The 20,923-nt window shown below is 68.7% G+C and carries 16 protein-coding genes; 11 read left to right on the forward strand and 5 right to left on the reverse strand.

Going from position 1 to position 20,923, the window contains the following annotated elements; translation table 11 throughout:
- Genes D7W82_RS07150 through D7W82_RS07200 form a run of 11 tightly spaced genes read left to right on the forward strand, consistent with a single transcriptional unit; the run spans position 1 to position 12,115 of the window.
- Positions 1-357, forward strand: coding sequence for a hypothetical protein (locus D7W82_RS07150; protein WP_120617605.1), 357 nt, complete (start codon positions 1-3; stop codon positions 355-357).
- Positions 358-362: 5 nt separating this feature from the next.
- A complete protein-coding gene (locus tag D7W82_RS07155) occupies positions 363-2,486 on the forward strand; it encodes a lantibiotic dehydratase (RefSeq protein WP_120617606.1) in 2,124 nt (707 codons plus the stop codon).
- A 28-nt stretch (positions 2,487-2,514) separates the two neighbouring features.
- Complete coding sequence (locus D7W82_RS07160) at positions 2,515-3,306, forward strand: thiopeptide-type bacteriocin biosynthesis protein (protein ID WP_158617606.1); 792 nt, start codon at positions 2,515-2,517, stop codon at positions 3,304-3,306.
- On the forward strand, positions 3,303-4,490 hold the full coding sequence (locus tag D7W82_RS07165) for a hypothetical protein (protein ID WP_147439251.1): 1,188 nt from the start codon (positions 3,303-3,305) through the stop codon (positions 4,488-4,490). Before D7W82_RS07160 ends, D7W82_RS07165 begins: the two co-directional genes overlap by 4 nt.
- Before the next feature lies 1 nt (position 4,491).
- A complete protein-coding gene (locus D7W82_RS07170; RefSeq protein WP_158617607.1) occupies positions 4,492-5,970 on the forward strand; it encodes a 4-hydroxyphenylacetate 3-hydroxylase N-terminal domain-containing protein in 1,479 nt (492 codons plus the stop codon).
- A complete protein-coding gene (locus D7W82_RS07175) occupies positions 5,967-7,454 on the forward strand; it encodes a 4-hydroxyphenylacetate 3-hydroxylase N-terminal domain-containing protein (RefSeq protein ID WP_120617610.1) in 1,488 nt (495 codons plus the stop codon). Before D7W82_RS07170 ends, D7W82_RS07175 begins: the two co-directional genes overlap by 4 nt.
- Complete coding sequence (locus D7W82_RS42325) at positions 7,451-8,086, forward strand: glutathione S-transferase family protein (RefSeq protein ID WP_120617611.1); 636 nt, start codon at positions 7,451-7,453, stop codon at positions 8,084-8,086. The genes D7W82_RS07175 and D7W82_RS42325 overlap by 4 nt, the downstream gene beginning before the upstream one ends.
- Positions 8,083-9,204, forward strand: coding sequence for a cupin-like domain-containing protein (locus D7W82_RS07185; protein WP_120617612.1), 1,122 nt, complete (start codon positions 8,083-8,085; stop codon positions 9,202-9,204). The genes D7W82_RS42325 and D7W82_RS07185 overlap by 4 nt, the downstream gene beginning before the upstream one ends.
- Positions 9,205-9,212: 8 nt before the next feature.
- Positions 9,213-10,337 (forward strand): hypothetical protein, encoded by a 1,125-nt coding sequence (locus D7W82_RS07190; protein WP_147439252.1) that lies wholly within the window; start codon positions 9,213-9,215, stop codon positions 10,335-10,337.
- 47 nt (positions 10,338-10,384) lie between these two features.
- Positions 10,385-11,164, forward strand: coding sequence for a phytanoyl-CoA dioxygenase family protein (locus D7W82_RS07195; RefSeq protein WP_120617614.1), 780 nt, complete (start codon positions 10,385-10,387; stop codon positions 11,162-11,164).
- A 3-nt stretch (positions 11,165-11,167) separates the two neighbouring features.
- Positions 11,168-12,115 (forward strand): MsnO8 family LLM class oxidoreductase, encoded by a 948-nt coding sequence (locus D7W82_RS07200; RefSeq protein WP_120617615.1) that lies wholly within the window; start codon positions 11,168-11,170, stop codon positions 12,113-12,115.
- Between the two features lie 41 nt (positions 12,116-12,156).
- On the opposite strand, the gene D7W82_RS07205 is transcribed toward D7W82_RS07200, so the two are convergent.
- The 5 genes from D7W82_RS07205 to D7W82_RS07220 all read right to left on the reverse strand — a co-directional run bounded on the left by D7W82_RS07205 (position 12,157) and on the right by D7W82_RS07220 (position 20,695).
- On the reverse strand, positions 12,157-13,698 hold the full coding sequence (locus D7W82_RS07205) for a bacterial transcriptional activator domain-containing protein (protein ID WP_120617616.1): 1,542 nt from the start codon (positions 13,696-13,698) through the stop codon (positions 12,157-12,159).
- Entirely contained in the window at positions 13,685-14,035 is a 351-nt protein-coding gene (locus D7W82_RS07210) for a hypothetical protein (protein WP_147439253.1), read from the reverse strand. Before D7W82_RS07210 ends, D7W82_RS07205 begins: the two co-directional genes overlap by 14 nt.
- 128 nt (positions 14,036-14,163) lie before the next feature.
- Positions 14,164-16,170 (reverse strand): hypothetical protein, encoded by a 2,007-nt coding sequence (locus tag D7W82_RS07215; RefSeq protein ID WP_147439254.1) that lies wholly within the window; start codon positions 16,168-16,170, stop codon positions 14,164-14,166.
- Between the two features lie 488 nt (positions 16,171-16,658).
- Positions 16,659-20,135 carry a hypothetical protein gene (locus D7W82_RS40000; protein WP_147439255.1) on the reverse strand — a complete coding sequence of 1,159 codons (3,477 nt, stop codon included), beginning with the start codon at positions 20,133-20,135 and terminating at the stop codon, positions 16,659-16,661.
- A gap of 122 nt (positions 20,136-20,257) precedes the next feature.
- Positions 20,258-20,695 carry a hypothetical protein gene (locus D7W82_RS07220; protein WP_120617619.1) on the reverse strand — a complete coding sequence of 146 codons (438 nt, stop codon included), beginning with the start codon at positions 20,693-20,695 and terminating at the stop codon, positions 20,258-20,260.
- Positions 20,696-20,923 lie beyond the last annotated feature (228 nt).

Raw genomic sequence — 20,923 nt, forward strand, 5'->3', positions numbered from 1 at the left:
ATGGAAGCCCAGGTCATGTTCGGTGACACCGAGCTGCAGGCGGTGCTGCGCAAGAAGGCGCTGTACCGCGTGCTCGCGCGGCATGAGGCCCAGCGGCTGGGATTGGAGATCTCGCCCGCCGAGCTCCAGGCCACCACGGACGTGTTCCGCCACTACTTCCACCTCACGCGCGCGGACGAGATGCGCGCGTGGATGGCGGAGACCGGGACGAGCCTGCAAGAGCTGACCGAGATGATGCGCGACATCGCCCTCATCAACCGCCTGGATGCGCTGTACGCGGCGGAGATCGACGCGGGGATGGCGGACCAGCACCGGATGCTCGCCGCGCGCGAGCGGCTCCAGGGTCCCAAGGGATAGGCGCGATGGGCTCCGTCCTCACACTCGGCGACCGCGTGGTGGTGCGCGCGGCCTGCTGGCCCATGGCGGCCCTCGCGGACTTCGCGGCGCCGGACTTCGCGCCGCCCGCGGGCCGTCATGCCCTGCACGTGCCCGCCACCTTCGCGCACTACGAGGCGGCCTACGCGACGCGCCTGCGCGAGCAGCGCCGGAGGCTGTGGGCGAGGACCCGCGAGGACGTGGGCTTCATGCGGGCGCTCGCCCTGGTGAACCCGGGCTTCTGCCGTGCCGTGGCCGCGCTCCACTTCGAGGAGACGCCATCCAAGAGCACGCGCCACGCGGAGACGACGCTGTACCGCTACCTGGCGCGCGCCGTGGGCCGCACCGAGCCCAATGGCGTCTGGTCCGGCACCGCGCTGGCCCGCTGGGGCGAGCGCACCCGGGTGGTCTCCCGTCCCGCCCGGTGGGCCTTCGCGCCGGAGCTGGCGCCGCTGCAGTCCCTGGCCGAGGCGCGGCTCTCGCGCGAGCCCTACCGCCGCTCGGGGCACTGGCGGCTCAACGAGACGCTGGCGCCGGACGCGGAGGGCGGCTGGACGTACCTCGCCCGTGGCCCCAGGGGACTCTCCCGCAGGCGCGTGCGGCTCGCGCCCGAGGTGGGCGAGGCGCTCGGCGCGCTGCGGGGGTCGGGGCCGGCGACGTGGGACGCACTCCTTTCGCTGCTGGCCTCGCGCACGCCCGCGGGGACGGATGTGGCCGCGCTGGCCGAGGCCTTCGCGCGCGGCGGGCTCCTGCTGGGCGGCCCGCGCTTTCCCACGCGCTTCGTGTCCGCCTGGGACGCCCTGCGCAAGGTGGCCGCGCGGCTTTCAGGCCCTGACGCGCGGGCATGGCGTCGCTGCGTCAACCGGCTGGGACGGCTGTGCCGCCGGCTGGAGACGCGCTTCGAAGCGCTGGAGGCCCCCGCGGTGCTGGCCGCGCACGAGTCCGCGCGTCACTGCGTGCGCACGCTGGCGGCGGCGCTCGGCGAGCCACCTCCGGAGCTGCCCCGCGCGATGCTCCGCTGCGACCTGGAGCTGCCGTTCGAGCTGGAGCTGGGGCCGGAGGTGAAGGACGCGCTCGGTGACTCGCTCGAGCAGCATCTCGGGTGGATGGAGGACTCCGGGCTGCTGGGCCGGGCCCATGCGGCGACGCGCGCGTGGTTGCTGCCCGCGGGTGAAGGGGCGCCGTGGGCCGCGCTCCGCCCTCCCCCGCCGCTTTTTCCGGCTCCGGGCCTTGAGGCCCGCGAGCGCCGCGGGCTCCCCCTGGGCCTCTTCTTCGCACGCCTCACGCCGGAGGCCGTCGCGGCGAGAGGCGTCTTCGAGCTGGGCGCGCACACCTCCCGCTTCTGGCACCTGTGGCGCCAGCGCGACGGGGGGCGGTTGGATCCGCTGCACGCGTGGCTCGCGGCGCAGTACCAGCGGCTCTCCGACGCGCACGGTGTGGACTGGGCGGAGCTGGCCCAGGACTTCGGCCGCAGCCCCAACACGCTGGCCCGTCCGCACCTCACGCCCCACGTGGTGGATGTCTGGGGCTGCGAGCGGCGCCGCGTTCCACTGGCCCTCGCGCGCTTCGAGCCCACCCCCGCGGGTGCACCGCTGCTGCGCGTGCCCGGCCGCGAGCGCCCCCTGGCGGTGCGCTTCTCCAGCGCGGCCCATGCGACAGGCGACGACCCCCTCACGGAGAGTCTGCTCCTCACCTCCTTCCGCCTTCCCCCGGGAATGGTGGACGCGAAGCCGCTGCCCCGTCCCGGTCCCTCGGCGGCCCCCGGAGCCCGGGCTGGCGTCGTGGCGCGGTGGGAGTTGAAGGGCGAAGCGCTGACGGAGCTGCGCGTCCGGCACCGCGCGCGGCGCTACGCGGCCTGGCTGGCGCTGGCGGCGCGGCACGGACTTCCGGAGTGGCTGTGGCTGTCGCGAGACGGCCAGCCGCCCGTGCTGGTGCCGCGCGACAGCCCGCTCGGCATCGAGTGCTTCTTCGAGGGGTTCGACCCCGAACGACACACGCTCACCCTCGAGGAGGCCGCGGATGACAGGTGGTTGGTGGACGAGCGCGGACATGGCTTCCGCGCCGAGCTCGGTGTGCCCTTCGTGCGGGAGCCGCACGCATGGTCGGCCTAGGGAAGGGAGGCGGTGGAGATGGCTCCAGGTGAACGTCGAATTCGACAAGCAGCGCCATCCCCCCATGGCCTGCGCGCAGCAGCTCTTCGCGCGGCTCATGCCCCAGGTGGAAGCCTGGCGGCGCGCGGGGGCGCTGCGCCTGTTCTCCTTCCTGCGCAAGCCGCCGGACTCGCGGCTGCGCTTCCAGGCGGACACGGGCTCGCCGCTGGCCGTGGAGCTGCGCGCGCTGCTGGACGGCCTGCGCGAGGCGGGCTTCGTGCGCGCCTTCCACGTCGCCCCGTACACACCGGAGACCTTCCAGTTCGGCGGGCCGTGGGCCCTGCATCTGGTGCACCGCTGGTTCGACGCGGACTCGGTGGCGTGGTGGCGGTGGGTTTCGTCGTCGTCCCCGCATGGCGGCTCTCCCCGGGCGCTGTGCGCGGCGGTGGGCGAGGCCCTGGTGTCCGCGTGCGTGGGGCCTCGAGAGGAGGTCTGGGACGTCTGGTGCAACCTCGCCCGGCTGCACGGGATGCCGGACGCACGCATCCTCGCGGTGCGCGAGGCGCCTTGCGCGGCACCGGACGCGGAGGCGGGCGTGGCCCACGCGGCACGCCTGTATGGAGACGCGCACCGGGAGCTGGGCGCGGGGCTCGCGCGGCTGGGCCGCACGGGGCGCCTGGCCTGTGGCGAGCGCGCGCTGCTGCCCTTCGTCCTGCTCTTCCACTGGAACCGCTACGGGCTGTCGCTCGACGACCGGGCCGCGCTGCTGGCGCCCATGCTCGCGAAGTACAGCCCCAAACGAGGACTCGTGGGCGTCACGCCCACGCGAGGTGAACCATGAACTTCCTTTCCGAAATGGGCGAGCAGATTGAACGGCGGTGGCTCGTGCACGACTACGCGGAGGACGCCTTCCCGGACATCGTCCAGCAGGCGTTCCGCGACCATGACGCGGACCTGCTGACGGTGGACGTGCCGCAGGTGATGCAATGGCTGTTCGTGCGCAAGAGCCTGCCGGACCAACTCCAGCCCGGCGAGGGCTTCGGGCAGGTGCCGCTCACCGTGTTCCGGAGCCGGCGCTTCGCCATCGACCTCTACCACTGGCTCGACGGCACCACGACGGTGCACCAGCACGGCTTCTGCGGTGCCTTCCGCGTGCTGCAGGGCTCCAGCCTCCACACGGTGTACCGCTGGACCGAGCACCGGAACGTCAACGCGTACTTCGCCCTGGGCCAGCTCGAGCAGCAGCAGTGCGAGCTCTTGCGGCGCGGGGACTCGCACCCCATCGTCGCGGGCAAGGCGTACATCCACTCGCTCTTCCACCTGGACCGGCCGTCGCTGTCCCTGGTGGTGCGCACGGTGCGCAACCCGTCCGCGGAGGCGCAGTACGACTTCAAGCGGCCGGGCATCTGCATCAACCCCCAGGTGGAGGAGCCCACGCTCATCAAGGTATTGCAGGGCGTGGCGGTGCTGGAGCAGCTCGCCCATCCCGAGCGCGACACGCTCATCGGGGACTACCTGGCGGACGCGGACCTGCACTCGGCCTTCCAGGTGCTGCAGCAGGTGGCCCGCGCACGCCAGCGCCTGGACGCACTGGCGCCCCTGCTGGCCCGCTGCCGCCCCGAGCACCAGGGGGCGATGGAGCGCTACGTCCGGCCCGCGCTGGCGAACATGCTCCGCGAAGCGCAGCTCATCGCCCGGCGCCGCACGGTGACCCGGCCGGACCACCGCTTCTTCCTGGGCCTCCTGCTCAACGTGCAGGGACGCACGCCCTTCTTGGCCCTCATCCAGCAGCGCCACCCCGGCGAGGACGCGGCGGCGCTCGCGGCCCGCTGGCTGCGGGAGCTGGCGGGACTCGACGCGGTGGAGGGCCCACGGCACAACGCGCTGGGCCTGCCGTTCGACGACCACGACGTGTCCGTCTTCGAGCGCCTGCTGCGCGGCGACGCCCCCACGGACGATGCGCGCTTCACCGAGGTCGCCCGGGCGCTCCGGAGCTCCTCCCTCTTTGGTCCGGTGGTGGCCTGACATGGAGACATCCCAGGTGTTCGAGACAGCGGACGCACCGCGCACGGGCGCCGACTTCCGGCGGGCGCTGGCCGACGGGCGCAGCGTGTGGGTGGACGGCAAGGCGGTGGACGTGGCGAGCCACCCCCTGTTCGCCTCGGCGGTGGGCGTGGTGGAGCGGCTGCTCGCGCGCCATGCGTCGCCAGAAGCGCGCGAGCTGCTGACGGCGACGGGCCCCGACGGCGTCACCCGGGGCCGCTGGGCCGTGCCTCCGCGCAGCGCGCAGGACCTGCGCCGCGTGGGCCAGGTCTCCACCCTCTTCGCCGAGGAGACGCACGGAATGATGGGCCGGCTGTGGGACACCTCCGGCGGGTGCCTGGCGGGGCTCCTCAACGTCTCGAAGGACGCGGAGGCGCTGCGCCCGGGGACCCAGGCCGTCATCGAGCGCGCGTGGGAGGACATCAGCCGCGGGCTCTTGCTGTGCAATGTGGCCTTCGTGGATCCGCCGCACGGGCGCGGGCTGCCGGCGCACCTGAAGAACACGCTGCGCGTGGTGGAGCGGCGCGCGGACGGCGTGGTGGTGCGCGGCGCCAAGGCGCTGTGCACCGGCGCGGCGTACTCGGACGAGCTGCTGGTGCTGCGCGTGGGCTACGAGCTGCCCAACATCGACGACTCGGCGGTGGTGGGCTTCTTCGTGAAGCCCGCCACTCCGGGCTTGAGGATCCTCTGCCGCCCGGGGCTGGGCGGAGCGCACCGCGAGGGGGACCCGCTGGCGGTGGACGAGGTGGACACCTGGCTTGTCTTCGAGGACGTCTTCATCCCCCACAGGCGGCTGCTGTACGCGGGGGAGAAGGACGTGGCCGCGCTGGTGTGGAAGGCCATGATGACGTGGGACAAGCACGGCTTCGTCCGGCGGCTGCTCACCCGGATGGAGCTGCTCTTCGGCCTGTCCTTCCTCATGTCCAAGGCGCTGGGCGTGGGGCACTACCCGAGCGCGCAGAAGGTGTTCCGCGACGCCGGCCGGCACGCGGCCCTGGTGGCGCGGCTGGTGGCCTTCGCGGAGGCCAGCCCACAGCCGGCCCCGGGCAGCGGCGGCGCCGTGCGGCCGGAGCCGCTGTCCCTCCAGCTCGCGCTCCAGTATGCGCTGGAGCATCTGCCCGAGGTGGCGCGCGCCGTGGAGCTCTTGGGGGGACAGGGCCTGGTGCTCAACCCCTCCCAGGCGGACCTGGGCTCGGAGGAGGTGGGCCGCCACTACGCCGAGTACTTCGGCGGCGACACGGGCGACCCGTCGCACCGCGCGGCGCTGATGGGCGTGGCCGCGGAGCTCTTGGGCTCGCGCTCGGCGCAGCGGCAGCGGCTGCTGGACTACTACGGCACCGGCGGCGACCAGGCCCTCACCCTCCAGCTCACGGAGATGCTGGACGCGGGGCGCGGCGTGCGGCTGGTGCGCCGGCTCCTGGAGCAGCGCGAAGGCGACGGGACGCGGGAGCTGTCGTCATGAGCGCCCCGGCCTGGAAGCGCGTCGAGCCCATCCGCGCGCACCCGCGCACCGCGGAGGACTTCCGCAGTGCGCAGCGCGATGGCCGCCGCGTGTGGATCGCGGGAGCGCGCCTCGCCTCGCCGCTGGACAGTCCCGTGCTGGCCCCCGTGGTGGACACGCTGGGGGCGCTCCTCGCGCTGCATGCCTCCCCGGAGCACTCGGACCTGCTGATGGACCGGGACGACGCGGGGCGGCCCTGCGCGGCGTGGGGCCGGACGCCGCGCACCGCGGAGGACCTCCAGCGGCTGGGGCGCATCTCCACCCTCTTCGCCCACGAGACGCTGGGGATGATGGGGCGGCTGTGGGACGCGTCCGGCAGCTTCGTCAACGCGCTCTACAACGTGCGCACGGACGCGGCCCGCTACCGGCCCGAGGCGGCCGCGGTGCTGGAGGACCTGCACTCGCGCTGCGGACGCGAGCTGCTGCTGGTGGCGCTCGCCGTCATCGAGCCACCGCCGGTGGACGGCCTGCCGCAGGGGCTGCGCATCGTGGACCGCGGGCCGGACGGCATCGTCGTGTCCGGAACCAAGGCCATCAGCACCGGCGCCCCGTACTGCGACGAGCTGCTGCTCTTGAAGAACAGGCCCGGCGCGGACGCGATGCCGCCGGAGGAGACGGTGGGCGTGGTGCTGCCGCCCTCCACGCCGGGCCTGTCCCTCTTCTGCCGCGAAGGACTGGCGCGCGGGCCCCGCGCGGAGCTGGCCCGCTACGACGAAGTGGACGCGCTGGTGGTGCTGGACCGGGTGGAGGTGCCGTGGGAGCGCGTGCTCTACGCGGGCGAGGGCGACGCGGCGCGGGTGCTCCTGGAGGCGGTGGTGGCGTGTGACAAGCACGCGATGGCACGCCGGCTGGTGGCCAAGCTGGAGCTGCTGTGGAGCCTGGGCCAGGCGATGACGCACCTGACAGGCAGCCGCGCCGTGCCGGCGGTGGCGGAGCTGCTGGCCGGGCTCGGCAAGCACCACGCGATGATGTCCACGCTGGTGGAGGCCGCGGAGTCACGACCGGAGCCCGCGCCGGGAGACGGCGGCGCGGTCATTCCCGAGCGGAGGACGCTGCACCTCGCGCTCTCGTACGCGCTCGAACACTTCCCCTCCATCCTGGACACGCTGCGGCTCCTGGGCGGGCAGAGCCTGGTGGTGCGACCGGGCCTGGAGGACCTGGCCGCCCCAGAGGTCGCGGCGCTCCATGCGCGGCACCTCAAGGGCAGTGCGCTGGAGCTCGCCCCGCGCGCGCGGCTGTGGGCGCTCGCGGCCGAGCTGACCGGATCCGAGCTCGCCGGGCGCCAGCGGCTGATGGACTCCTACGCGGTGGGCGGCCGCCACATCCTGGAGCGCGAGCTGGCGCACATGCTGGACCCGTCCGCGGGCATGGCCCGCCTGGAAGCCCGCGTCGGCGCGCGCCTGCGCCCGCCCGCGCCCCCTGCCCCCTCCGAGGAGAACCCATGAAGGTCTACGGACATCCCGCCAGCGGGTGCACCTGGAAGGTGCTGGCCACGTTCCACGAAAAAGGCCACACGCCCGACTTCGAGGTGGTGGACATCACCCGGGGCGCGCACCACACGCCGGAGCACCTGGCGCGCCATCCCTTCGGGCAGGTGCCGGTGCTGGAGGACGGCCGCTTCCGGCTCTACGAGTCGCGGGCCATCATCCGCTACGTCGACGCCGAGCTGAGCGGTCCCGCCCTGACGCCCGCGGACTCGCGGGACCGCGCGCGGATGGAGCAGTGGATCAGCGTGGAATGCTGCAACCTGGTGCCGCCGCTGATGGAGCTGGTGGCGCCGCTGCTGTGGGGACGCGACCCGGGAGCGGAGGCGCTGCGCCGCGCCCGGGCCCGCGTGGAGGCCGCGCTGGACGTGGCCGAGGGGGAGCTCGCGCAAGCACGCTGGTTCGTGGGCGACGCCTTCACGCTCGCGGACCTCTCGTGGCTGCCCTACGTGCAGTACCTCTTCATCGCCGGACAGGGCGCGCTCGTCACGGCGAGGCCCGCCCTGGCCGCGTGGTGGGAGCGGGCGAGCACGCGCCCCTCGTGGCAGCAGGTGATGTCGCGCTCGGGCCGGGGACCGGAGGCGCGTTCATGAAGTGCCTGGACAACGTGGAGCGCCTCCGCGCGCCGTCGCGCGAGGTGCTGTTCGAGCGGTACGTCAGGCCCGGCCGGCCCGTCATCCTCACCGGCCTCTTCGACGGCCAGCCCGTGCGTGGACTGGCCAGCGTGGAGGCGGCGCGCGAGCTGCTGGGGCCCGAGCCCGTGCGGCTGGGGGAGCGGCAGCTCGTGGCGGCCATGCGCGCGCTGGATGCGGCCTCGGCGGGCACGGCCCCCGTCGAGCCGGTTCCTCCCGCGTGCCGCACCGTGGGCGACTACCTGGACCTGCTGCAATCCGAGCCGCGCACCCCGTGGGTGATGAACGAGGTGCCCACCCCGACGTCGCTGCGCGCGCGTATCCAGCTCCCGGAGCACTTCGCGCCGCCGTCCGGGCACCCCGCGCCGGAGCATTACCTGCGCTCGTTCGCGCACCTGCACAACGCGGGCAGCGCCACCGACCTGCACTTCGACTCGGACGGGCGCCAGGTCTTCATGCTCCAGGTGTTCGGGCGCAAGCGCTACATCCTCTTCCCGCCGTCCGCGGGGCCGAAGCTGCACCCCGTGGCCAACTACGGCGCCGCGCTGCTGGCCCGCTTCCCCGAGGAGGAGAAGCTCGCCTTCCTGCGCTTCGCGGGCGCGTGGGACTGCGTGCTGGAGCCGGGCGAGACGCTGCTGATGCCCGCCTTCGTCTGGCACCATGTCGAGTACCTGGACCTGTCCCTGTCGGTGAACTTCCGCCTCGCGGACCACGGCGGGATGGCGCGCTATCTGCTGCGCCACCTGCACTGGGACGTCTACAGCCAGAACGTGACCGCGGCCCTGCTGTACGAGGAGCCCGGCTGCTCGCGCCACGACGCCCTCTTCCAGGAGCTGCGACGCGCGTGCGAGGCCCGCTACGCGTCACCGCTGGAGCGCTACCGGCACATGAGGGCGCTGCTGCGGGACGTGGCGTCGCGGCTGTGTCCCGGCACGGTGGACACCGATTACTTCCTCTCCACCCTGGGACCGCTGGCGCCGTGGGTGCCGCAGCTCTACCGCGTCTACGCGGGCGCGCCGTCGACCGCGGCGCTGACCGAAGCGCTGCCCCCGGACGAAGGCTGGCTTCAGGCCGCGTGAAGAACCACATGACATCCCACAACGACATCCAGGGGAGCGGGGAGCACGGCATGGAGACGCAGACGGTGGCGCGGTACGCGCAGTCGCAGTTGATGGGCCTGGGACGCGCGCTGGCGCTGCCCGAGGCGCGGGTGGCCGCCCTGGGCGAGCTCTTCCACGCGGCGACGGCCACCTGGGGCACGCGCGGGTTGGACGCGCCCGCGCCGTGGTCCGCGGTGGGCGAGGACGGCTCGCCGTACGAGTTCTCCGTGGCGTTCGGGGCGAAGGGCGCGGAGCTGCGGGTGCTGGTGGAGGCCCAGGCCCTGCCCGCTTCGGCGCGCGCGTACTGGGACGCGGGGCTTGCGCTGAGCCGCGAGCTCGAGGGGCGCGCGGGTGCACGGCTCGAGCACCTGGAGCGCCTCGCGGACCTCTTCTCTCCGCCCCAGCCCACCTCCTTCTGTGCGCTGTGGCACGCGCTGCGGCTGCCCGCGACGGGCGTGCCGGACGCGCGCGTCTACCTCAACCCCGCGGCGAAGGGCCCGGAGCACACGCTCGACGTGGTGCGCGAGTCGCTGGAGCGGCTGGGCCTGGGTGCGCGGTGGGAGGACGTGGAGCGGATGCGGGGCGCGCACGGCCGCGTGCCCCTGCTCGCGTTGGATCTCAGCGAGGAGGTCATCTTCAAGGTGTACCTGTCGCGCGACGGACTCACGGTGGAGGACCTGGAAGCGTGGAGCGCGCGCACCTTCGACAGCAGCGCGGGGGATGCCCGGGCGCTCTGCTCCGCCATGCTCCCGACGTCGGGCCCCTACGGGCTCCTGGACATCCGCACCTGCTTCACGATGCGCGGCTCGGAAGGCGGCCGGCCCTCGCGCTGGGTCACGTCCGTCACCGGCGGCGCGGTGGGCCCGGACGCGCTCTTCCGCGAGCGGCTGGTGCGCCTGATGGAGTCCCAGGGCATCCCCGTGGCCCCCTACCTGCGCTGCCTGGAGGTGATGGCGCCGGGAGGGCTGGGCGACGCTCAGGGCCTCCACGCGGGCGTCACGCTTCAGCGCGAGCGGGGTGTGCCCCGCGTCACCGTCTACTTCTCGCCCCGGCTCTACCGCGACCGCCCCCACCTCCCCGAGGCGTGGCGGGCGTGGACACAAGCCGCGTGAGCCCTGGGGCCCCACCCTTCCCCTGAATCCACTTGAGGAGCCTTCCCATGGAATCGCATGAAGCCCAGGCGCTCGCGGAGCGCTTCGACCGCGAGGGATACCTGGTCATCCCCAACGCGCTGACGCCGAAGGAGCTGGAGCCCCTCCGCCAGCGCTACGACGAGCTGATGAGCGCGCACTGGGAGACGGTGAAGCGCACGGATCCGGATCCGCGGCGCGTGTACCTGCCGCGCCTGCTGGAGCGCGACCCTGTCTTCGAGCCGCTGATGGACTGGCCCCGCACGTACCCCATCGCACGCGCCATCCTCGGCCAAGACATCACCCTGGCCTCCGCGGGCGAGGCGGATTACCGGCCGGCGAATTCGGGCGGGTGGATTGGCTGGCACAGCGACACGTCCTGGCTGCCGGGCGTGCCCTATCCCCGGCAGTTCCACTGGGTGCGCTGCGCCTACTTCCTCGAGGACATCACCGAGGACATGGGGCCCTTCACGCTGCTGCCCGGCTCGCACCGCGCCACGCACCCGTGCCCGCCCGAATACACCGGGCCCGACCACCTGCCGCGCACCATCCCCGGGCAGGTGGCCATCACCGGCAAGGCGGGCACGTGCCTCATCAACAACACCGAAATCTGGCACACCAGCACGCCCAACCGAAGCGCGCGCCCGCGCAAGCTGCTGATGGTGCTCTACAAGCACGCGTGGATGCGGCAGTGGGAGGCCGGGCACGACGTCACCCGCGAGTTCGGCGAGCGCCAGACGGACCCGCGCCGCCGCCAGCTCTGCAACGTGGGGCCGTGGCACCGCTACGACGGGAACTGGGACGCCTGAGCCATGGCACGCCATCCCTTGCGCCTGGGGGCGCTCGACTTCGGCTTCACCTCCGCCACCGTGGAGGGCGCGCGGGTGCCCCACCTCACCGTGGAGGCCGCGCGCCACGCGGACGCGCTGGGCTTCTCACGCTACTGGCTGGGCGAGCACCACCATGGGGCAGCCCCCTTCGGACCCAGCCCGGAGACGCTGCTGCCCGCGCTCGCCGCGCGCACCTCGCGCATCCACGTGGGCGTGGGCGCGGTGCTGCTCAACTATTACCGGCCCCTCAAGGTGGCCAGCCACTTCAAGCTGGTGGAGTCGCTCTTCCCCGGTCGCGTGGACCTGGGCATCGGCCGGGGACAGGCCGACAACCCCAGGTCCCACCGCGCGCTCACGGGCAAAGAGCTGGTGCCCGGCAGCCTCGCGGACGAGGGCGTGTACACCGAGCGCCTGGAGGAGCTGATGGCCTTCCTGGGCGACGGCTTCCCGGAGGGGCACGCGCTGCACGGCGCGGCCTGCCCGAAGCTGCCCGCGCCCCAGGTATGGATGTGCGGCGGACGCACGGCCGGCATGCTGGCGGCAAGGGTGGGCGCCGCGTTCTGCCTCTCCCTCTTCCACGGCCCCGTGAGCCCGGACCCCGCGGTGGTGGAGCACTATTTCACCCACTTCCAGCCACGCGCCCCCGGCGACACGCCGAGGGTGATGATCGCGGTGGCGGGCTCCTGCGTGGAGGACGCCGCGGGCGCCGAGCGCGCATATGAGGGCTGGAAGGAGTTCCGTTTCTATCCGCCCACCGTCGTGGGCACGGGCGCGCGGTGGCGCGAGGAAGCGGAGGCGCTGCGTGAGCGTTACGCCGCGGACGAGCTGCTGGTGCTGGACATTGCCCGGCCGCACGAGGACCGGCTCGCCTCCATGTCCCGACTGGCCGAGGCCTTCGGGCTGCAAGGGGTGAGGGACGTGGCGGCCTGAGCGCGCGGCCCGGACTGACCCACGCCCGGGCGCGCCGCGCCTCAGCGCAGTTCCTGGGCGAACTGCCCACGATAGCGCCCCTGGAGCGTCTTCAGCGCCTCCGCCATCCCTGCGGCGCGGTACTGCTCCGCCAGGAGTTGCCACGCTTGCTTGTGCAAGGGCTCCAGCGCCACGACACGCTCCAGGTGGGTACGCGCCTCCTCGCGGGGACCCGACGCCAAGGCCAGCCAGCCCAGGATGAAGTGCGCCTGCACCGCCTCCTCGTGCGCGGCCACGGCCTGCCGACACGCCGCTTTCGCGGGCCCCGACCTGCCAGCGCGCATGTGGCCTTCGCAGTCCAACACGTGCAGCACCGCCGCGCGCGGAAACTCCCGCCTCAGCCAGGCGAGTCGTGCCTGCGCCTTCGTCGCCTGCCCCTTATCGAGGGAATCCTCGACCTCCTTCGCCGCGCGGATGAACTCTCCCTCCCGCTCCACCGCGACACCGCTCAAGGAGACATCCACTGGCAGCGCCTTCCAACGTCGAGCCTGCCGGGCCCAGGTCCTCAGAGGCTCGGTCCGAGAGTCATTGCCCGCCTTCTGGGTGGCCTGCTCCACCCACGTCACCGAGGAGGTCTCCTTGAAGAAGGCCGCGAGGTCTCCCCAGACTTCCGGCGATGTTCCAGGGTTCGCCTCCATCCGTTGCCGCGCCCGCACGAGCTGGCCTTGCGCCTCCAGGTGCTGTCCCTGTTGGAGGGCCAGGGTCGCGAGTGCCAACAAGGGGGCGGGCTCGGAGGGGAACTTCTCGGCGACGGCCTCGCACTTCTCCCGGGTCGCCGGCAGCTTGGGGGCGACACGCGTGTCCAGGTAGCAGGCCAGCCTTTGGACGAGGAAGTCCTCCGGATAGCGTCGCGCAAGGGGCTCCATCTGCTGGGCGGCGACCTCCACGCGTCCCTCCTTCTCGAGCGCGAGGATTGCGTCGAGCCGGCGCCGGTCCTCCGGAGGCAGGGGCGCCTGGGGCTGGTGAACGACCAGCGGCGCCTTGCCCTCGCGGACCTTCGCGAGCCATTCGACGACAGCCTCCTTCTCCGGTCCCTCCCAGTCCGGCGAGGACGTCGAGGCCAGCAGTGCACCCAGCTCGGTCGCCCAGGACTGAGCGGCAGCGTCATCGCGACGGCCCGCCGAGGCATGGCGGAGGCTGGTCTTGAGAAACGCCAGGGACTGCGGTGCGAAGGCCGCCTGATTCGGTGCGTAGCTCGGGAACATCATCCAGTGCGAGCTGCGCACGTGGAATGCCCCCAGCGTGTGCGCCCACTCGTGGAGGAAGACGGACGTCTCCTTGTGCATCTTCCGCTCCTGGTAGAGCGTCTGCCGCTCGTCCTGGGGCAGGTGGATCAACGTCTCCATGATGGCGCGGACCTCCTCCGGGTTTCCCATCTCGCGCAGCACGCAGTGGCGCCCGAACAGCCGGGCCATGCCCAACTCATGCTGCGCGGAGGAGAAGAGCTTGAGCGCGGAGACGAAGCCGACCACCAGGTCCACGTCCTCGCCCGGATCCGTCAACTCCAGCGCGGTCAGTGAACCCTCCAGCTCAACCCTCGACACCTCGATGCGCCCATTCGCGCGTCGACTCAAGCTCGAAGACAACGCCCAGCGGCCCCTGCATCACCGCGCTCGCGCGCTGCAACTGGGACACGACGCTGCTTCGCCAGCGCACCACCTGCTCCCGGTAGTCCGAGTCCGCGTAGACCCGGACCCGAAGCTTCCGGACCGGCCCCGTCGAGGGCTGCGACGAGGACTCCAACTTCGCTGGCGCGAGGGTTCGCGCCTGTTCCCGTGCGTAGTCCACGGGTCGCTTCACACACGACACGCCAAGGACACAGCCCCACACCGCCAGCAGGGCGACACGCGCCGCCAATCCCATGACACGACCTGTGCTCATGGAGGCCTCCCATACGCGAAATGCGGCAGGATGGCACCTGACTCCCAGAGCAGATCACGCCCAGTCCCGAGAACAGCATCGCGCGAGCCATCGATGAGCGCCGACGAAGGTAAGATGAAAGCCCGACTTCAAAGCGTGAAACGGGCGCGCATGCCACATTCAGCAAGTTGACGCAGCCAGTTCTGCGCCGCCTGGCGAGAAGCACCCGCCCTGCGCAACTCGAAGTACAAGTAGGCGAACTCATCCGGCAGCGAGGTCGCGAGAGTTACCGGATCATCGCTCCCCAGCGTCACTCCGATGCGCGAGACGTTCCCGCGTTCTTTCCCAGGAAGGGGCTGGAAGCTGAAAATGGGATGGTGCTCGAGCGACACTTCACCGATCAGCATGTTGCTTGTCGGGTTGGCTTCGATCGTGATTTCCATCGCGGCCAGAGTCTGCCGAAGGAATCGCTGCGCCTGAGTCAGCATCGCGACGTCCGTACGATGCGCCGTGAACAACTCTGGTTGCCGACCCCGAGCGTAGACCGCGAAGTCGGAGAGATGACGAACCGCCAGCTCCCCTGGGGGACCCCATTGCCTGGCCAGTTCATGACTTCGCATGAAAGGGTATCCAATGGCTGACAGGAATTGCGCGTCACACCTGAGCTTACGTGCTTGGCGCAGGTCATCCAGAGTGGCCGCTCCACCGTAGATTTCCATACCAAGCCGCATGGCTTGCTCTTCAATGTGGCGGGGCCGTCCCTTGGGCATGAGCCAGTCGCCCTGCGCAACACGGTCCAGTTCCCAGAGCAGGTCATCCAAATGCTCTTCCTTGGGCTGTGGAACGACAGCGTTGTCGCGACGCCAGACCTGCGGCTCCGTACCCAACGCAAGGGCGTGACCCAGTCTGTCGCCCTTCTGCAGGAGGCGGAACTCGACGGGCTCATGAATATGGCGCAACCCTTCGCTGAGGTGGCGGAACTCCTCGCCTGCGTGGAGCGTCAGCCTCAATGCGTGGAGACTTCCACCACTCTCCTCCGCAATCCGCGCGGATGCCTCGCGAACCCGCCGGAGAAGTGGAACAAACACCCAGGTCGGCACCGCGAGCTCGATATGGCAGACATCCATTCCCCGGAGAACCTGGAGCAGCCGGGGATGCCGCCGCAACGCGGTCTCGATAGCGATGATTTCCTGCTCTCGTGCGTGGAAATAGGACCCGAAGCGGCACCCATGCGCACGCTGGCGAGGGTCCGCGTTCGGCAGCTTGTCCGGGCGAGACGTGTGCGTCTCCTTGATGAAGTGCAGCACGAGCGCTCGGGCTACTGGCTTCTCGGACTGGAAGGTCGTTGTTTCGACCTGACGCGCCAGGTGCCGGATGTCGCCCCAATGTGCGCTGGGCGAGGTGCGGACTTCCAGGGAGGCGAGTCGCGCGCCTCGCGAATCCATTTCCAAGGCGGAGCAGACACGAGTGCGCTCATCCATCCCCTTTCGCAATGGCGAGATGTTACGGAAGTGCGTGGAGAACCAGTCGAGGCCTCCGGTTCCAGGCGCGAGGACCAGATGCCGGTAGGTCAGGTTCCGGATCCGCAAGTATTGCCAGAACAGGGATGCGAACCCCGCGTCCGCTGGGGATGCTTGAAGGTATCGGAGGGAACAGTTGATGAAACGCGTCTCGGGGAGCGAGGGAGAAGACCCTAGCCATTCGCACAGCGGGTCACGTCGTGTCATTGCCTCCAATGGCTCAGCATGGGAACGCTCCGAGTCCCGCCCCTGCAATGTACGGAGGACCCGCCGCGTCTCCGCAAAGTGCACAGGGTGCTTCCCCTGAGACAGCGCACTCATCGCGCGCAAGAGGACTTGAGGACGCCGGGTGCGCTCCGCCAGCGCGGGGAGGAACGAACCCGAATCACGTGCTCGGCCCTGTTCCAGGTGAAAGAGGAATGAGCCGAGCGAGAGTCGAGCGAGAGCCGCAGTGACGAGCCAGCAGAGAAACTCTCGCGTGTCGGCGAATCCCGCGGTTCCCTTGAGGTCGTTGGGGAGGAGTTCCTGGTTGGTGATCCCGGACATGATGTGGGTCCAGAGTCGCTCGAACGGGATGGCCGCGCCGAGGTGGAGATGGGTTTGGGCGATGTCTGTTTCCGCGAAGAATGCATCCAACTCAGGTGCCCCCAGGCTCACACTGTCCGCTGGAGGCACTTGGCCGATTGCCGCGGCATGGGCTGCGATGAGCAGGTCTCCGGGCAGAGACAGGGTGAACCACCGCCATTGGTGCACAGCTTCCGCCAAGGAGAGTCCAGGGGGAACGCGTAGGCACACGCGAGAGCCGCTGAATTCCAGCCTCTCCTGAGCCTGACGCAAAAGGAAGGACTGAAGAGACACGCTGCACTTGCTGGAGTGCGGTGAAGCCCATTCGACATCTTCGAACCAAAGGGCCTCCCTGATCTGGGCCAGAACTTCCAGTGACCCACCTCGCGCCAGGGGCTTGAGGTGGAGACTCAAGTCATCAGCGAGCTTTGAGGACACAGGATGGAGCGCACCAGAGTCCAGGCGTTCAATCCGGAGCAGCCCCAGCCGGAAGGAACTCAAGGACGCAATGGGCCATGCCAGGGCCTCCGCAGCGAGGTAACTGGAATGAACTCCGGGATTCATGATGGATCTGCGGAATCCTTCCCGAACGCCTCATGCCAAGGGTGGTTCTGATGCTTCAGGTCCACAGCCTGGAGGAATAGACGTGGGTTCGTGTTTTTGAGCTGCTCGCCTGAGGTATTGAGACAATATCTGGCCCACTCACGGCGCATCTTCCGAAAACCAGAGGAGAGATCGCCACCGTGGCTTGGCAACGCTAGACCAGGATTTCCTTCAAACTGATTCCGGTCGACTCCCAGGAGGCCGGCGAGCATTGCTCGCGCGTACTCAGGAGCAAGACCGAGTTCTGGGGTCGCGAAGAGTGGAGCGGCCCATCGAGTCCAGCGCGCGAAAAGCAGGGCGGATTCACCCTGGAGTGCCACATCGGCCGAAGGCTGCTTTGAACGAAGTGACAAACCAACATAAAACCAGTGAGACACACCCTGGCTCAGCGCATCAGCCTGAATCTGGGTCTTCATGCTTTGAATCGCGTTCTGACTAACCTGCAAAACTATATCCAGACAGCTCGCATGCAGAAGCTTGGAAAATCTGAAAGAGGAGTCATGCTCCAGAAGTGTCTTGAGGACATCGAAGCTATCGGTCAGGCTTTGTGTTTCAATCTTCCAATCCACAAAAGTCCGCCACCGTGGCGCCGGCCACCCCATTCGGACAAGTTTCCCACCGTAGAGCACCTCTGTGTCCGCATGCGGAATGGGGATGAACGCCTCCGCGTTTGGGGGACTCGAATCAAGAGGGCGGGCATGAGTATCCTGACTGTCAAAGACAACGTCGTGAGCCAGGCTCAGGAACTGCCGCAAAGCATCCGCCGGCTTGGGGGTCGTCACCTGATAGAGGTAAAGGCTCATCCCGGAGGGCTCAAGAGCGACATTCTTCTCGACTCGCGTTTGCAGGATGCCGAATGAATGCAGGCGTTCCCTGAGCTCAGAAGAAAGCCTGACATCTAGCTTTCCACCAGCGTCCGTTGGCGTGATCCATTTCCTCAAACTTCTATTCTCAGGCTCAAACTCATCCACCAACCTATTCCAGAGCCATAGGATTGCGCTGTGGGTCCGAGACCCCATTTCGCGAATCCGCTCCAGGGCCTCGCGACTTTGAGCGACGAAGCTGGGAGTGACGGGGATTCTGAGATCCAGAGCGTCCGCGTAGTCCCTAACATTTCTTATGTTTGAATTCGTACGCCTGCGACCATCGACAGACAGACTGGAAAGCTCGTTGCCAAGAAGCTTTTGGATAGACATGTCCTTGGTCGCGTCCCGCATTTCCAGGAGTCGCGCCCAGCCATGAGAAGGAAAGGCCGCATCGATCTCAAACCTGACCTCATGGGAGGACTTATATTGACGGTCGATGCGCGAGAGTTGGGCTTGTCGCTCGTCGCGAGCGGCCTGGATGGCGTCTTGCTTCAAAGGTGCCGGTTCGTGCTCGATCCGAGTAAGCCACGCCTCAAGCAATGCATTCGCGGACTTGGGAAACATTCCCGACTCTGGAACTGTAAGCAAAATTGCCCGCCCCAGCAACCACTGGTAAAGGCGCTCCTCGCGATCAGTGCGTCTGGGGGATTGATGTAGATGCGAGGTCGCATCCACAAGATCCGCTGCGATAGCGCTCCAGTCCTGGATGTTTTCGGACGGCGGTGGGGCTTTGGCTTGCTTAATCTCCGCTGTGCTCAAGACGGACCACAGGAACGCGTAAGCCATGGAGTCAACCCGTTGCTCCCTGGACTCGCTCCTGCGCTTCAATGCCGCGTTCCAGTGCTTGTCGAAGATGGCGAAGTCGAGCACGGTCCTGAAATCGGGAAGAAGCCAGGTCGTGAACGTGGCAGATGAAGCAGGCTGCCCCGGTTGCAGAAAGGTGTCGGCGATGATTCGGTTTTCCTCAAAAACGGCCGGCCTGCTTGCGATCAATGCATGCTCATGTCCACGAGGCATGATCGATGATTGACCAAAACTTTCGCCCCAATCCTTGAGCCAGATGTCCACGATCATGAGCAGCGCGGCATTGAGCCGGGGTGGCAGCTTGTTGGACTGCCCGAGAAAGGGAAGAACGCATTCAAAGCCTGCGGCCTCCATGAATTCGAGAGAATGCTTCGATTCCTTGATCTGGAGTTGTACAGCCTTGCTCGGGCGACGCTGGATCCGCCAATCCGTATTTCGGATCTGAAGGTGTCCATCCTCCAGGCCCACGAGCGATTCCAACCATAGCGCGTGCTCCGTGAGGAGCCGGTAGCGCTCCGTCACCAAGGCCTCGTGCCACATTTCATGCGCAAGCGTAGCAATCCCCTCCTGCTCGGCTCGGTGCGGATTCCAGCGTTGGCGCAGGCTCTGGAGACCACGAAGGCGATCTGGCAGCGCAAGGTGAACGTAAGGATTGTGCTCGAAATAGTCGCGAAGAGTTGAGAAGCTGGATGGCCAGGCTTTGGTGGACAATCGTGCGTCAAACACATCCGAGAGGAATCGAAGACGCTCCGCTGGCAGCAACGTGTTCAACGCGAACCGCTGGCGCGCAGGCAGAACCTTGTCGTAGGTCTGGAGGGCCAGATCGTTAGCGGTCGGCTCTCGGTCCTCAAGAATGGACCGTTCCAAATCCGTAGTGGAACTTCCTCCCAGTTGAGCACGGAAGACACCCAGGAAGTGGAGCGTCAAGGTCTTCAGGAAGAGGTCGGAGTGACCGGTCAGCAGGAAGACGACCCTGGGGTGCCACAAGGTCCGTAATAGTTCCAACAGCTCCACGCAGCGCCGGGGATTCATGTCCGCGTCATCGATGGGGATGACGATGCGAGCATTCGGTCTGGTGTGGGGACGCGCTTCGCTCACGGCATTGACCACTTCGTCAACGAAAGCCCGCCAATGCGTGACTATGGAGCTGCGCGCAAGCTCAGCCTCCTCAAGTTCCACGGCAAGAGACTCGGGATCAATCTTCCCGCGATCCATTCCTGAGTCATGCCATCCTGCTGCCGCGTCGTTGAGGAGCTTGCGCCAGGCTCGCCTCCATGGCGCCTCGTGCTCACTGGCGGGAGTCCAAAGAGCCTTCTTTGCAATACTTTCTTTTGTGACGTTCTGGTGAGCTTCAGCGCTTTGGGCAAGCGTCACGAGGCGCCCAGCGATCCAGGTTCTCAAGGACGTAGAAGGAGGAATGGGCTGGAGGTCCAATACCGCTACTGGAATCAGGCACCCATTTATCTTCTTCAATTCAGGCTGAAGGTCATTCCAGTCAGACGATGCGAGATCTGGGCTCTCCTCGAATAGTTTTTTCCATAGGTCGAGCATCGAGAGCATGACGCTCGTTTTTCCGCTACCGCGTCCTCCGTCGATAAGCAGGACGTTTGAATGGCGGCCCTGATCGAGGCTCCAGCCCAGAAGAGATTCATTTCCAGACGGCCCAGGCTCGGGAGACTCCGAAAGATAGTCGACAAGCCAAGCGTGGATGCTTCTTGCTACTTTGCGCTGGTCATCGGTGAGCCGTGCCCAGGTAAATGGCATGGCTTCAGGCCTCAGGTTGCTCCCGCTTCGCGTTGCTCCTGAATCGTTCTCCATTCGGGCACGATATCAGCCCGCCGTCCCCGCTACGGAGAGGAACCTCATCAGCCTGGACCGACCGCGCTCTATACGGCGGGCCCGGCGAGCGTGAACGGATCGGGGACGACGACGCGGATCGCCGCGGCGAGCTCGGGCTCGAGTTGCGACCGCTGGGTGTCCTCCATCCACTGCGAGGCGGCGCGCAGCCGCTGGTAGAGGTGAATGAAGTAGAACGGTGACCGACCATTGACGTTCATGCCGGGGAGGCGGCGACTCATCGTGTGGGCCTCGTCCCGCATGGGCTCGAAGAACGACATCTCGGTCGCCAGCTTGATGCACATCTCCACTTCGCGTCGGGGATGCACCGCGGCGAGCAGGAACAGCATCGCTACCGGATCGTCGCTCGCCAGCCAAGCGGCCACGACCGTCATGGGATCGACGCCGAGGTCCTGCGGCGATGCCCAGTCGCGGGCGCGGCCGGACACCTCGGCCATCAGGTCGGTGAGCGTGCGCCGTGTCGTCATGCGACGATGGTACGGCCCGGCGCGCGTTGAGTGCATCCCTCCGCCGTGCGCCACTCCCGCGGTTCGCCCGCCGGTGCGTATTGGCCTGCAGGGAGAATCCTCCCCCAAGAACGCCCGCCAAGCAGGCGCCCACTCAATTCGTCAGGGGCGCAGCGCGCCCTTCAGTGCTAGTCCATACCGCCATGTCCGGCGACTCACCCGTCCCCTCCCCCGGCGGCTTGCCCACCC

It is taken from the genome of Corallococcus sp. CA049B, assembly GCF_003611685.1.
GTDB classification, from domain to species: Bacteria; Myxococcota; Myxococcia; order Myxococcales; family Myxococcaceae; genus Corallococcus; species Corallococcus coralloides.

What these genes read in the sequence shown, in the direction of transcription:
- D7W82_RS07150 (WP_120617605.1), top strand. Translation starts at nt 1, where the DNA reads ATGGAAGCCCAGGTCATGTTCGGTGACACCGAGCTGCAGGCGGTGCTG.
- D7W82_RS07155 (WP_120617606.1), top strand. Translation starts at nt 363, where the DNA reads ATGGGCTCCGTCCTCACACTCGGCGACCGCGTGGTGGTGCGCGCGGCC.
- D7W82_RS07165 (WP_147439251.1), top strand. Translation starts at nt 3,303, where the DNA reads ATGAACTTCCTTTCCGAAATGGGCGAGCAGATTGAACGGCGGTGGCTC.
- D7W82_RS07170 (WP_158617607.1), top strand. Translation starts at nt 4,492, where the DNA reads ATGGAGACATCCCAGGTGTTCGAGACAGCGGACGCACCGCGCACGGGC.
- D7W82_RS07175 (WP_120617610.1), top strand. Translation starts at nt 5,967, where the DNA reads ATGAGCGCCCCGGCCTGGAAGCGCGTCGAGCCCATCCGCGCGCACCCG.
- D7W82_RS42325 (WP_120617611.1), top strand. Translation starts at nt 7,451, where the DNA reads ATGAAGGTCTACGGACATCCCGCCAGCGGGTGCACCTGGAAGGTGCTG.
- D7W82_RS07185 (WP_120617612.1), top strand. Translation starts at nt 8,083, where the DNA reads ATGAAGTGCCTGGACAACGTGGAGCGCCTCCGCGCGCCGTCGCGCGAG.
- D7W82_RS07190 (WP_147439252.1), top strand. Translation starts at nt 9,213, where the DNA reads ATGACATCCCACAACGACATCCAGGGGAGCGGGGAGCACGGCATGGAG.
- D7W82_RS07195 (WP_120617614.1), top strand. Translation starts at nt 10,385, where the DNA reads ATGGAATCGCATGAAGCCCAGGCGCTCGCGGAGCGCTTCGACCGCGAG.
- D7W82_RS07200 (WP_120617615.1), top strand. Translation starts at nt 11,168, where the DNA reads ATGGCACGCCATCCCTTGCGCCTGGGGGCGCTCGACTTCGGCTTCACC.
- D7W82_RS07210 (WP_147439253.1), bottom strand. Translation starts at nt 14,035, where the DNA reads ATGAGCACAGGTCGTGTCATGGGATTGGCGGCGCGTGTCGCCCTGCTG.
- D7W82_RS40000 (WP_147439255.1), bottom strand. Translation starts at nt 20,135, where the DNA reads ATGCCATTTACCTGGGCACGGCTCACCGATGACCAGCGCAAAGTAGCA.
- D7W82_RS07220 (WP_120617619.1), bottom strand. Translation starts at nt 20,695, where the DNA reads ATGACGACACGGCGCACGCTCACCGACCTGATGGCCGAGGTGTCCGGC.